The organism is Rhodoblastus acidophilus, from assembly GCF_025961575.1.
GTDB lineage: Bacteria > Pseudomonadota > Alphaproteobacteria > Rhizobiales > Beijerinckiaceae > Rhodoblastus > Rhodoblastus acidophilus_C.
Window position 1 is genome coordinate 73,498 of the sequence record NZ_JAOQNX010000011.1, and the last position, 12,111, is coordinate 85,608.

The 12,111-nt window shown below is 56.8% G+C and carries 12 protein-coding genes and 1 pseudogene; 6 read left to right on the forward strand and 7 right to left on the reverse strand.

Annotated features, from left to right (window positions below; all coding sequences use genetic code 11):
- Positions 1-5: 5 nt before the first annotated feature.
- Together M2320_RS09845 and M2320_RS09850 are read right to left on the reverse strand one after the other, a co-directional pair.
- Positions 6-1,799 (reverse strand): sensor histidine kinase, encoded by a 1,794-nt coding sequence (locus tag M2320_RS09845; protein WP_264597118.1) that lies wholly within the window; start codon positions 1,797-1,799, stop codon positions 6-8.
- Positions 1,800-1,842: 43 nt separating this feature from the next.
- Positions 1,843-2,541: a response regulator transcription factor gene (locus M2320_RS09850; protein ID WP_155445387.1), complete on the reverse strand. Its 699-nt coding sequence runs from the start codon at positions 2,539-2,541 to the stop codon at positions 1,843-1,845.
- Between the two features lie 365 nt (positions 2,542-2,906).
- On the opposite strand from M2320_RS09850, the gene M2320_RS09855 reads away from it, so the two are divergent.
- The 5 genes from M2320_RS09855 to M2320_RS09875 all read left to right on the forward strand — a co-directional run bounded on the left by M2320_RS09855 (position 2,907) and on the right by M2320_RS09875 (position 6,159).
- On the forward strand, positions 2,907-3,623 hold the full coding sequence (locus tag M2320_RS09855) for a DUF1013 domain-containing protein (RefSeq protein ID WP_184430675.1): 717 nt from the start codon (positions 2,907-2,909) through the stop codon (positions 3,621-3,623).
- 10 nt (positions 3,624-3,633) lie between these two features.
- Entirely contained in the window at positions 3,634-4,146 is a 513-nt protein-coding gene (gene ruvC / locus M2320_RS09860; protein ID WP_264597119.1) for a crossover junction endodeoxyribonuclease RuvC, read from the forward strand.
- A gap of 57 nt (positions 4,147-4,203) precedes the next feature.
- Positions 4,204-4,818 carry a Holliday junction branch migration protein RuvA gene (gene ruvA / locus M2320_RS09865; RefSeq protein WP_264597120.1) on the forward strand — a complete coding sequence of 205 codons (615 nt, stop codon included), beginning with the start codon at positions 4,204-4,206 and terminating at the stop codon, positions 4,816-4,818.
- A gap of 11 nt (positions 4,819-4,829) precedes the next feature.
- Entirely contained in the window at positions 4,830-5,852 is a 1,023-nt protein-coding gene (ruvB, locus tag M2320_RS09870) for a Holliday junction branch migration DNA helicase RuvB (protein WP_264597183.1), read from the forward strand.
- 94 nt (positions 5,853-5,946) lie between these two features.
- A complete protein-coding gene (locus tag M2320_RS09875; protein WP_264597121.1) occupies positions 5,947-6,159 on the forward strand; it encodes a DUF1192 domain-containing protein in 213 nt (70 codons plus the stop codon).
- Between the two features lie 18 nt (positions 6,160-6,177).
- Here M2320_RS09875 and rpoN read toward each other — a convergent pair whose 3' ends face one another.
- The 5 genes and pseudogenes from rpoN to M2320_RS09900 all read right to left on the reverse strand — a co-directional run bounded on the left by rpoN (position 6,178) and on the right by M2320_RS09900 (position 10,655).
- Positions 6,178-7,752 (reverse strand): RNA polymerase factor sigma-54, encoded by a 1,575-nt coding sequence (gene rpoN / locus M2320_RS09880; protein WP_264597122.1) that lies wholly within the window; start codon positions 7,750-7,752, stop codon positions 6,178-6,180.
- Positions 7,753-7,916: 164 nt separating this feature from the next.
- A pseudogene (gene lptB / locus M2320_RS09885) lies at positions 7,917-8,624 on the reverse strand (LPS export ABC transporter ATP-binding protein); the annotation flags it as partial.
- A 19-nt stretch (positions 8,625-8,643) separates the two neighbouring features.
- Positions 8,644-9,204 carry a lipopolysaccharide transport periplasmic protein LptA gene (gene lptA, locus M2320_RS09890; protein ID WP_264597123.1) on the reverse strand — a complete coding sequence of 187 codons (561 nt, stop codon included), beginning with the start codon at positions 9,202-9,204 and terminating at the stop codon, positions 8,644-8,646.
- A 33-nt stretch (positions 9,205-9,237) separates the two neighbouring features.
- Complete coding sequence (gene lptC, locus M2320_RS09895) at positions 9,238-9,924, reverse strand: LPS export ABC transporter periplasmic protein LptC (protein WP_264597124.1); 687 nt, start codon at positions 9,922-9,924, stop codon at positions 9,238-9,240.
- A gap of 116 nt (positions 9,925-10,040) precedes the next feature.
- Positions 10,041-10,655, reverse strand: coding sequence for a ribonuclease D (locus tag M2320_RS09900; protein ID WP_264597125.1), 615 nt, complete (start codon positions 10,653-10,655; stop codon positions 10,041-10,043).
- Positions 10,656-10,866: 211 nt separating this feature from the next.
- Between M2320_RS09900 and M2320_RS09905 the strand changes: the two genes are divergently transcribed.
- Positions 10,867-12,066, forward strand: coding sequence for a hypothetical protein (locus M2320_RS09905; protein ID WP_264597126.1), 1,200 nt, complete (start codon positions 10,867-10,869; stop codon positions 12,064-12,066).
- Positions 12,067-12,111 lie beyond the last annotated feature (45 nt).

A 12,111-nucleotide genomic window follows, 5' to 3' on the forward strand; every position in this document is an offset into this window, starting at 1 on the left:
GCAACCTATTCACTTGTCCCGAAAACGCGGGTCATTTCAGCCGGCAGGAACACGACGAAACGTGCGCCAACAACATTGCCGAAACTATCGATCCGATTGCTTGCTTGAATAGAACCACCGTGAGCTTCGACGATTTGCCGCGATATGGATAGTCCTAACCCCGAATTGTTCCCGAAACTCTGATTTGGTCTGTCAGTATAAAATCGTTCAAAAATTCGCTCAAAAGCGTGTGCCGGGATCCCTGGGCCGTTATCTTCCACGTTGATGTTGTACCCGGGTGCACGACGTTGGATATCGAGAAGTCTTTCTGCACGAGCTATCGAGACTCGAACTTCTTCACCAGCGGGCGAAAAGCTTCGTGCATTATCGATGAGGTTATTGAAAACCTGAGCTAAGCGCGACTTGTGTCCGTCAATAAACATATCTTTGCAGTTCTGCGCTATAGCAAGTACAACTCGTACATCGTCTCCCCGATCAACTTGGTTCGATATTTCGACGATTGCCTGAAGCAATTCGGAGATATCGATGCGTTCAAGGTCGTCACGCGCCAACTCCGCATCTAGGCGCGACGCATCGGAAATATCTGATATCAGACGATCTAGTCGCCTCACGTCATGCTGTATGACTTCCAGCAAGCGATCACGCGACGCTTGCGTCTTTGCAATTGGTAGAGTTTCGACGGCGCTACGAAGGGAAGTAAGGGGGTTTTTCAGTTCGTGCGCGACGTCCGCTGCGAAACGTTCGATTGCCTCCATGCGGTTCAAAAGCGCAGTTGTCATATCGCGCAGGGCGCCTGATAGTAAGCCGATCTCATCATCGCGCGTGGTGAAGTCTGGAATCTGGGCTCGTGACGTCACGCCCCGCCTCACGCCTTCCGCGGCGGTTACCAGTCGGCGGATGGGTTCCGCGATCGCGCCGGCGAGAGCCGCAGATAGCAAGACCATCACCGTCGCCGACACCAGAAATATGCTAAATATGGCTCGGCGCTCAGATGCTATGATTCCATCTATGTCGCCGCCTTGCGTCGACAACAGGAGAGCGCCGCGAATGGTGCGGAATCGTTGTATTGGCGTGGCCACTGAAATGACGGTTTCGCCCTGGGTGTTGCGTCTAACCGCAGTTTGAGATTTCCCCTTAAGAGCGTTCGCGATTTCAGGGTAACCCTTGCCATTGGCGGCGCCAATGTCCCGATAGAGCGGCAAACGAGCGAAGTTGAATCCGCCTTGCAGGAAATCCTGGAGATCGCGAAGCCATTGCGGCTTATCCGTTTGACCTTGGGGCGGTAAATCAAAGCGTAGGATGTTCGAACGCGCGGCGAGCGAATGCGAATCCATCAACATATATCCATCCCGGTCATAGATCCGGGCGCGGGTTCGCGTGGGTGAAACAAGGCGTCGCAATAAAGGGCCCACGCGGTCCGGGTTGATGGAAAATTCCAGGGCCGGTGAGGTTTCGTCGTTGACCCCGTAGCTTTGCCCAGGCGCGAGCTTCAGAAGTTTTTCCGGATCAATCGTTATGGCATCCGCATCGACGGTCGCCGACGCGGCGATCGCCGCCGCGATGATCTCGCTCTGGGTCTGCAGGCTCTGCACACGCGCGTCGATGAGTCCTTCTCGAAATTGATTGAGGTAAAGAAATCCGACCAGAAGCGCGACCAAGCCGCCAAGGTTGAGCAGGATAATTCTGCGAGTGAGAGGCGAGGAAATACGAGATAGCAAGCCCCGCCATAGCGAACGAAACGCGGCCGCGCGTCGCTTTGATCTGGGTTTACTGGATATTGCGGCCGCAAACTTCTTCATGCTTCAACCGGCGCCGCATCCGTCGTCCAAAATCACTCTGAGCTCAGCCTTCCTTGAACCGGTATCCCACTCCGTAAAGGGTTTCGATCATTTCGAAGTCGTCGTCAGCTTGCTTAAATTTTTTTCGCAACCGCTTGATGTGGCTGTCAATTGTGCGGTCGTCGACATAAACCTGATCGTCGTACGCCGCATCCATCAGCGCGTTGCGGCTCTTTACGACGCCCGGACGCGTCGCGAGCGCTTGAAGAATGAGGAATTCGGTCACGGTCAACGTGACTTGTTCACCTTTCCAGGTGCAAGCGTGTCGCTCAGGGTCCATTCTGAGATGACCGCGCTCAAGGATCTTCGCCTCGGTTTCCTTTTGTGCGGCCGCTTCCTTCGGACTTGCTCGTCTCAATATGGCCTTGACTCGTTCCACCAGCAATCGCTGGGAAAACGGCTTCCGAATGAAGTCGTCGGCCCCCATTTTCAGGCCGAACAATTCGTCGATTTCCTCGTCTTTCGAGGTGAGGAAAATCACCGGAAGGTCGGATTTCTGGCGCAGGCGCCGTAGCAGCTCCATTCCATCCATGCGCGGCATCTTGATGTCGAAGATCGCCATATCTGGAGGATTGTTTTTCAATCCTTCGAGCGCCGCCATTCCGTCATTGTAGGTTTGGACGCGATAGCCCTCTCCCTCGAGAGCTATCGAAACCGAAGCGAGGATGTTTCGATCGTCGTCGACAAGCGCGATGGTTGGCATGATAGCCCTCTTTTCATCATACTCCGACACCGGAATTTTAGCTCCGAGCAGACAATATAATAGCGTTGGCCCGGAATTCACGCTGAATTGAGTGAACGCGGCATGAACGGTTCAGGTCTCGTCGAAGCGGAAAGAACGCGTCGAACTGCTCAGTGGCTGTTATCGAATTCCGGCGCAGCCTGTAAAGGCCGTCATTGTGCGCTCTTCCTGAGCTTCGCATGGCTTCCACGTTGCCTTTCAACGCCAGCCGGCGTATATAAAACAAATTCCCGTCATGTATGGAAATTTGAGGCTCCGCCTCAGCCGGGCTGGTCCGGGCGCGATGGCGCGCGGGCGGCGAGACGAAGAGATTCTAGGAGACGACGATGAGCAATGCCCCGCTCATGCCAAAGGCCACCGCCATATGGCTTGTTGAGAATACCTCTCTGACGTTTGATCAGATTGCGGAGTTTTGCAAGTTGCATCCTCTTGAGGTCAAGGGCATCGCCGATGGTGAGGTGGGCGCCGGGATTCGAGGCCTTGACCCAATCACTTCCGGTCAATTGACACGTGAGGAAATCGAGAAGGCTGAAAAGAACGCATCTCATCCGCTCAGGCTCGCCGTGTCCAAGGTTCGTCTCCCGGAACCCAAGCGGCATCGCGGTCCGCGTTACACACCTTTGTCTCGTCGGCAGGATCGCCCGAATGCAATTCTCTGGCTGGTCCGCAATCATCCGGAACTTAGGGACGCGCAGATCATGCGGCTGGCTGGGACGACCAAGAACACGATCGCCGCTATTCGTGATCGGACACATTGGAATTCTGCTTCGTTGACGCCGATGGATCCTGTGACCCTGGGGTTGTGCTCACAGATCGACCTGGACTTCGAGGTACAGCGCGCCGCCAAGGAGCGTCCGGGTTTGGTTCAGGATCAAGGCCCAACCTTGGCTCCGGCGGAAGAAACCACCCAGCCCTATTACTATGAGCCTGTCTCCCAGGAGGAGGTTTTCGGCTCCACAGCAAAGAAGCCGGTCGAGCAAGAAGATGAATTCGACGTCGAATCGGTGTTCGGCAAGCTCAAGGATCTGAAAACTCGGGAATAAGGCATTCGAAATGCTGGGCGCCGTCCGCATCCTTGGCATCGACCCGGGACTGCGTCACACAGGTTGGGGCGTGATCGAGGCAGAAGGCGCGCGGCTCGCTTACGTCGCCTCAGGAGCGATCCACCCGCCCGCCGACGGAGATCTGGCGCTGCGATTGAGGGCGTTGCACGAAGCGCTTGCAGCCGTCGTGGCCGCTCATGAGCCGGACGAGGCGGCCGTTGAGGAGACCTTTGTCAATCGTGATCCGCAATCAGCCTTGAAACTCGGCCACGCGCGCGGAGTGGCTCTGGTTGTGCCGGCGCTCGCCGGAGTCGAGGTCTCTGAATATTCCGCTAATCTCGTCAAAAAGACCGTGGTTGGGGCGGGTCACGCCGCAAAAGCGCAAATCGCCATGATGGTCAAAGTGCTGCTACCGCGTAGCGACGCGCGGACCAACGACGCTGCGGATGCGCTCGCGGTGGCGATATGCCACGCTCAGCATCGCGGCGCCCGAAAACGCGAGGCAATGCTTTTGAGCAAATGAACGGAAGCGCCGCGTGCACGCAAATAAGGTAAACTGCGGCCGAATCGGGCGGCGAGGATGATTGGAAAACTGAAGGGCGTGGTGGACTCATTGTACGAGGATCACTTGATCCTCGACGTGCACGGTGTGGGCTATGTTATCGCCTGCTCCAGTCGGACATTGCAGAAATTGCCGGGTCCGGGCGAGGCTGCGGTCCTCGCGATCGAAACTCAGGTCCGTGAGGATTCCATAAGGCTGTTCGGCTTCCTTTCGGATGGAGAGCGAGACTGGTTCAGGTTGCTTCAGAACGTTCAGGGCGTCGGCTCCAAGGTCGCACTGGCGATTCTCTCCATTCTGCCCCCCTCTGAGCTCACGTCGGCCATCTCCTTGCAAGATAAGGCGGCGATTTCTCGCGCGCCGGGTGTCGGCCCAAAGCTTGCTGCGCGCATCGTTGCGGAGTTGAAGGACAAGGCTGGTGATTTTGGTGCGGTTTCTCCGCAAGCCGCGGCGCTTGCCGGCGACTCGCTGCCAGGAGAGAACAGCGCCGCGGCGGAAGCAACATCGGCGCTGATCAATCTGGGTTACGCGCGCCCGCAGGCCGCCGCCGCGATCGCCGCAAGCCTTCGGGCGCTCGGTGAAGACGCCGAGACGAGCGCCCTGATTCGGCGCGGGCTTAGGGAGCTGGCGCAGTGACCCCGCCGCGGATGGTGTCGCCCGACAAGCGCCAGGACGACCTCGAGGCGTCGATCCGACCGCTGAACCTTGCCGATTTTACGGGTCAGGAAGCGGCGCGGAAAAATCTCAAGGTTTTCATTGAGGCCGCCAAGGCCCGCAACGACGCTCTGGATCACGTCTTGTTCGTTGGCCCTCCAGGGCTTGGCAAGACAACTTTGGCGCAGATTGTGGCCCGCGAGCTCGGCGTGAACTTCCGATCGACATCTGGTCCGGTCATCGCCAAGGCGGGGGACTTGGCCGCGCAGCTGACCAATCTCGAAGAGCGCGATGTTTTGTTTATTGACGAAATTCACCGCCTCAATCCTTCCGTTGAGGAAATTCTTTATCCCGCGATGGAGGATTTTCAGCTCGACCTAATCATTGGCGAGGGTCCGGCAGCGCGATCGGTGAAGATTGATTTGGCGCGGTTCACGCTGGTCGGCGCCACAACGCGCGCCGGCTTGCTGACGACTCCGTTGCGGGATCGATTCGGCATACCCGTGCGTATGAATTTCTACACCGTTGAGGAATTGCAGAGCATTGTGGCGCGCGGAGCCCGGGTGATGAATTGCCCGATGAGTTCTGATGGCGCCAATGAGATCGCTCGCCGTTCCCGCGGGACACCGCGCATCGCCGGAAGGCTGCTGCGCAGGGTGCGCGATTTCGCCCTGGTAGATGGCGACCTCGAGGTGACCCGCGAAGTCGCTGACAGGGCCTTGAAACTCTTAGATGTCGACTCAATGGGTCTGGATCAGATGGACCGTCGATACCTCGACATGGTTGCTGTGAATTTTGGTGGCGGTCCCGTGGGCATTGAAACAATCGCAGCAGCTCTTTCGGAACCGCGGGACGCGATCGAAGACATTATTGAGCCTTACCTGCTGCAACAGGGATTTCTGAACCGGACACCGCGAGGTCGTGTGCTCACGCCTCAGGCATTCAAGCATCTCGGCCTTGCCGTTCCCTCGCAGCAATCGTCTGAAGCCGGTCTTTTCCCGGATTCAGGAATTTAGCGCTGCTTCGTATGGACGGTGGGCGCGCCCATGTTCAAAAAGAAGCTTGCAAGGTGTTGGCGATTACGCGCGCTCACTTGTCGGGAGGTTCTGGATGGCGAGAGATGAAGATGATTTCTTCGCTGCGAGGAATTCAGTCAGCGTTCAACACGCCATTGGCGAGCCCCTCGATGCCTTCTCGCTCGAAGAGCTTGCACGCCGGGTCGCCTTTTTACGAGCCGAAATTGAACGGATTGATGCCGAGATACATCGGAAAAAGGCATCACTTGATGTCGCCGCTGCCTTCTTCAAAAAGGGCTCGACTTGAAATGAATAAGGCTCGACGTCAGTTGCAGCGAGCGCCTTGCCCTTGCTTTTCACGTCTCCGCTCGACTGACGAAGGAATTTTCAAGCTTTCTCGATATTTGGCGACTGTGCGGCGCGCGATGTCAATGTTGTGCTCGCGCAATTTCTCCACAATCGCGTCGTCGGACAGCACGGCGCTAGGCGCTTCAGCATCAATCATCTGTTTTATTTTAAAGCGAACGGCTTCCGCGGAATAAGCGTCGCCCCCGCCATGGGCCGAAATTGAAGCGGTGAAGAAATATTTGAGCTCAAACATTCCCCTCGGCGTGCTCATGTATTTGTTGGAGGTGACTCGGGAAACGGTCGACTCGTGCAAGCTGACGGCGTCCGCGATGTTCTTGAGATTGAGAGGACGCAGATATTCTACTCCCTGAGAGAGAAAGGCGTCCTGACGACGTACGATTTCGGCCGCGACCTTTAGAATCGTGCGCGCGCGTTGTTCGAGGCTTTTCGTGAGCCAGTTTGCTGTCTGCAAGCATTGTGAAATGAAATTCTTGTCGTCTTCACCATTGCTTGAACGCGACACGCGCGCCGCATAAGTTTGGTTGACCAACACGCGCGGCAGGGCTTCAGAGTTTAATTCTATGATCCAGGAGCCGTCTCGGGCAGCCTTGACGATGACGTCGGGTATCACGAGCGCCGAAGCCGTCGATCCGAAGGCCCGACCCGGCTTAGGATCGAGTCGTCTGATTTCCGCCAGCATGTCGATGACGTCCTCATCGTCCACGCCGCAAGTTTTTTTCAGAGCCACCAAATCGCGCTTCGCCACTAGATGAAGATTTGCGATCATCGCTTGCATGGCGGGGTCGAATCGGTCGAGCTCACGAAGTTGCAGGGCCAAACATTCCGCGAGATCGCGCGCGGCAATGCCCGTGGGCTCAAAACTTTGTACGAGCGAGAGGGCGTTCTCCACTGTTTCGCTCGCAGCGCCGAGGCGATCGGCGATGTCCTCCACTCTTTCGCGAAGGTAGCCTGCTTCATCTAGAGCATCGATGATCGCCATGCCAATCATGCGTTGCACAGGGTCAGCCGTCGCGATCGCAAGTTGTCGAGCGAGATGAGTCGCCAGCGTCGTCTCTTCCGCAATGTACGCTTCTAAATTCCCGCTCTCCCCTGAACCCTCTCCGCCTCCCGTCGTTCCGGACCAGGCCGTTTCCGATATGCCCAGCGATTCAAGCCTTGCCTGGTCCGCAGCGGGGGATAATTCACGGTCTGCGTCGAATGCATTTTCAACATCTGTTCCGAGGCTATCCGCCAAGGCTTGGCCAGAGACCGGCAACTGATCGCTGCTCCAATCGGCCTCTTGCGGTTCGCCGGACAGAAAGTCCGACTGCGCCTCTCTCTCCTGGGATTCCGCTAAGGCGTCTATGCCCGTGGTTGGCTGGTCCCGCGCGTCTTCGACGCGCTCAAGTAGCGGATTACGCTCGAGCTCTTCCTCGACAAAGGCGGCCAGTTCGACGCTCGAATATTGAAGGAGTTTGATCGCCTGCAGCAGCTGCGGCGTCATCACCAGCGATTGGCCCTGCCGGAGCAGCATTTTGGCGGATAAAGCCATTGAGACTCACGAACCCGATCGATAAAACGGCCCGTTTCTTGCGTACACCCTTTTGACGGGTTCAGCCAAGAAAAAAATTGCCGCGAAGGCCGAGTTGCACAACAGCGTTAACTACCGCAGGATTCAATAAAATCTTAGTGGTTTGGCCTACGAATCGAAGCCAATCACATGCGGAATCCTTCACCAAGATAATGCCGACGCACGTCCGGATTGGCCACGATCTCGTCGGGTCCGCCTTCGGTCAACACGTGCCCGGAATGAATGATATAGGCGCGATCGATCAAACCCAGGGTTTCACGAACGTTATGATCCGTGATCAGAACGCCAATGCCGCGTCCCTTCAGGTGGTGGACCAAGTCCTGAATGTCGCCGACCGCTATCGGATCAATGCCCGCAAAGGGTTCGTCAAGAAGCATGAACGAAGGATTGCTCGCCAATGCGCGCGCGATCTCGCAGCGTCGTCGCTCGCCGCCCGACAATGCGATCGACGGCGACTTGCGGAGGCGTTTGATGTCAAACTCTTCGAGTAAGGCTTCCAACTGTTGCGCGCGCTTCTCGCGATCGGATTCCGCAATTTCAAGCACAGCGCGGATATTCTCTTCAACAGTCAAGCCGCGGAAGATCGAGGCTTCCTGAGGCAGATAGCCGATGCCGAGCCGGGCTCGCCTGTACATGGGCAGTCCCGTAACATCGTGCCCGTCAAGCTCGATCATGCCCTTATCCGGCTTCACCAAGCCAGTGATCATGTAAAAGACGGTCGTCTTGCCCGCTCCGTTGGGACCGAGCAGGCCCACAGCCTCCCCGCGTCGCACGTTGAGGCTGACGTCTTCCACAACGCGGCGAGACTTGTAAGCCTTCCCCAAATGATGAACGTTCAGCATGGCGTCGGTCTCACTGGCCGGCGGTCGGCTTTTGGGGCGCAGCACCTGGTTGCCCCGGCTTGTCGCCCGGCACAATTCGGCTTTTCACACGTCCGCGCGAGGAAACGACGGCCTGGCCAGTCTGTAAATCATAGACGAGTTCATCACCCTTTGTCACATTTTCTCCTTGCGACAAGGTAACGTTTCCGACGAGGGAAAATTTGTTCTTCACCTTGTCGTATTCAAGAGAATCTCCGACCCCGATTTGATCTTTATTTACAATTGTGATCGGACCGGCACCTTTCATCCATTTCAATTGGGAATTGGCGGAATTCTGTCCGGTTTTTTTTCCGCCATCGGCCTTTCGATCAAACATGATCGTAAGAACCGACGCATTCATGCGCGTCTCTCCTTGAACCACGACCACGTTTCCTGAATACACCGCCTTTTGTTCTTTGTCGAAGTAGTCCAACTTGTCGGCCGCAATGTTGATCGGCTCTTTGCTGTTCGACCCGGGCAGCAACGAAGCGCCTTGCGGGGCTTGAGCAAAGGCCGAGGTCGTCAAAACGAGATACGCAATGGCGGCCTTCAAGGGTTTTCGTGAACAGTTCAAGGACGAGTCCCCTTAAGGTTGGCGTGCGGGATCGCTATCCGAGTCGACTTGTCGGAACGTTGATTGGACATTACCGACGAAAGAAAGTTGTATCCCGTTATCGCTCATTGTCAGTGAATTGGCGCTGATCCAACCATCATTGAAAGTCAAAAGCACGGGTTCAGTTGAGTTCATTGCATTGGTCTTGAAATTCATCAAGGCCTGATTCATGGTGAGTTTGTAGGCGCCGCTTGTAATTCGGACATGACCGGAAAGCAATAAAGTCTGGGCGTTGGAATCATAGGAGCCGCGATCGCCGACGATTCTGGTGTCGCCTTCTTCAGACAATCGCATCTTTGCGTCGAGTTCGTTAAGCTCCATTCGGCTGGGATCGCGGGGGTTTTGCACCCCAGAACGCGCTGTGACCTCGAAAGGGCGACCATCTCGCCTGACCCCAGTCATCTTGGGATTCTCCATGGTGATCTTATCGTTGGAAATGCCAAGACGATCGAGTTGAAGATGTGCGCCGGGTATCTCCGCCGGTCGCAAATAAGAAAACAGAAACAGGAGTCCAGCCAGCAACACAGCGGAGCTGACGATGGCTCGGCGGATGAGCTTCACACGCCTGGAGTGGCGCGCGGCGGACTCAAACGCGTGCTGCCGTCTCGCGGGCGCCCGCGGCAGTCCATCACCGAATTGCTCCGACTGCTCGCTTTGCATAGATCGGCCTTCAAGAATGCGAAACGATTTATGGCTGAGCCCTGCCGAGCGCGCCACACGTCCTGAAGCCTGGGCGGTTGACCTTGGCTGAATTATGGCGATGACGCCGCGTGATCTCAGCTGTGGGCAAAAATATCCATATCAGGCCAGCCCATCAGATCGAGTTCGGCGCGAGCCGGCAGAAAAGCGAAACATTCACGTGCAAGGTCCAAGCGATTTTCGCGCGCCAGCATAAGGTCGAGCCTGCTGCGCAACGCGTGCAAATGCAAAACGTCCGAAGCCGCATAGGCCAATTGCGCCTCGCTCAAATCGCTTGCGCCCCAATCCGATGATTGTTGTTGCTTGGATATATCGACGCCTAACAATTCACGCACGAGATCTTTGAGGCCATGACGATCCGTATAGGTTCGTATGAGTTTTGACGCAATTTTCGTGCAATAGACGTTCGCAACCCGCACGCCAAAGGCCTCTTGCAGTTTCGCGAGGTCGAACCGTGCGAAGTGAAATATCTTTGTTACTGCAGGGTCAGTGAGAATTTTGACCAGATTTGGCGCCTGCTTCTGTCCTTGTTGAATTTGCACCAGGTCTGCAGCGCCATCTCCAGTTGAGATCTGCACTAGACAGAGGCGATCACGATGAAGATTGAGCCCGAGTGTTTCGGTATCAATGGCGATCGACGAGCCGGACGAAAAAGTCGCCGGCAAATCGCCCTTATGCAAGCGGATGGTCATGTGTGATCCTGAACAGCGTCGCTGGCGTAGCACCCTAGCCCAACGACGGCAAGCGCCAGCGTCGTTCCGTTTTGTTGCGGCGAAGGCGCTGTTTCTGCGCGCTCCCTGGTCATGCAGCGCCTTTTTCCCCGACTGTCTCCCAATGGCCACAGCGGCGGGCGGTCCATTTGTCTAATGTAGCGACAGGATCCTTCCGTCCCGTGATGACCTCGTGGCCAAGCTTGCAATTAATACTGATCAAACTTCGGCGAATGTCGCTCACCTCCTGGTGCGGCTCAGCCTGATCCTGGCTTTTATCATAACTCCTGTTGTGCTCCTCGTTTCTCAGCGCGCTATTTTCGTGTTGAGTTCAGTCGCGCTCGCACTCGTGCTGGCTGCGGGCCCATTGCTGGCGGAGCGCATGCGGATGAAGGCGGCATTCGCGTTTCTGATCTCGCCGGTGGGCATCGTATGCATGTTCCTCACGGTTTGGGCGTCAACGTCGCTGCTATGGACGCCATTTCCCGGTGAGGCGACGCCACGCCTGTTGAAGATCGTTTCAACATTCTTGTGCGTCCTCCCCGTTGCTCACGTGCTTCCCGCGCGAAGCCGCGCGGCGAATCTCTATGTGCTACCGATCGGCGTCGCCGTCGCATCCGTTGGCGCGAGCGTCCTGAGTGCAAGTCTGTCAACGAAAATGCTTGATCCGGCGACGATGCGGACGTTGCTGGATGCCATGACTTTCGTGCTGCTGCTCTTGTGGCCGGCCGTAATGGCGGCCTTCCTGCGCGGTCGCATCAAACTGGCGGCAAGCTTGGCCATCATCGCGGTCATCGCCTCGCTTTCCGTTCACTCGACCAGCGCGCTGGTCGCTACGGCCGCGGCGGCGTTGGCGTTTCTGCTATCGCGCCGGGACACTTTGAAAACAAGTCTTTGGATCGGTCGTGTCGGCGCGGCCGCATTCATTTTAGCGCCGTTAGCTCCCTTGCTGATTGCTCCGCTGGTCGGAGCCTTCAACGGGTTTTCGTGGCTGAAGGTCTGGAACGGCATCATCTTTACCGATGGTGTCCGGTTGCTGACGGGTCACGGATTCAACTATGTGGCCTCCGGTTATGTTCATGGATACCTTGGAGCGGAGACGCCGAAGAGCTTGCTTTTCGAGATTTGGACCGACCTAGGCGTTCTCGGCGCTCTGTCCAGCGCGGCTTTGTTATTCCTGGCCTACAGGCTCGCGGCTGTTCAGACCGCGAACACAGCGCCTTATTGGATAGGCGCCTTGACCTTCGTGGCGACCCTGGGCTTTCTGGGTGGAGCGACACTGCAGCTTTGGTGGATAACAGCGCTCGCCCTGGGACTCGTTGCGCTTGTTCTCGCAACACGGGGAGATTTCCAGACGGAGCGGCCAACCGCTCCAAGCCAATCTGCGTCTTGAGCGTCGCGGCGGTCCTGGAATATGCGGGCTTGAGAACCGGGCCCG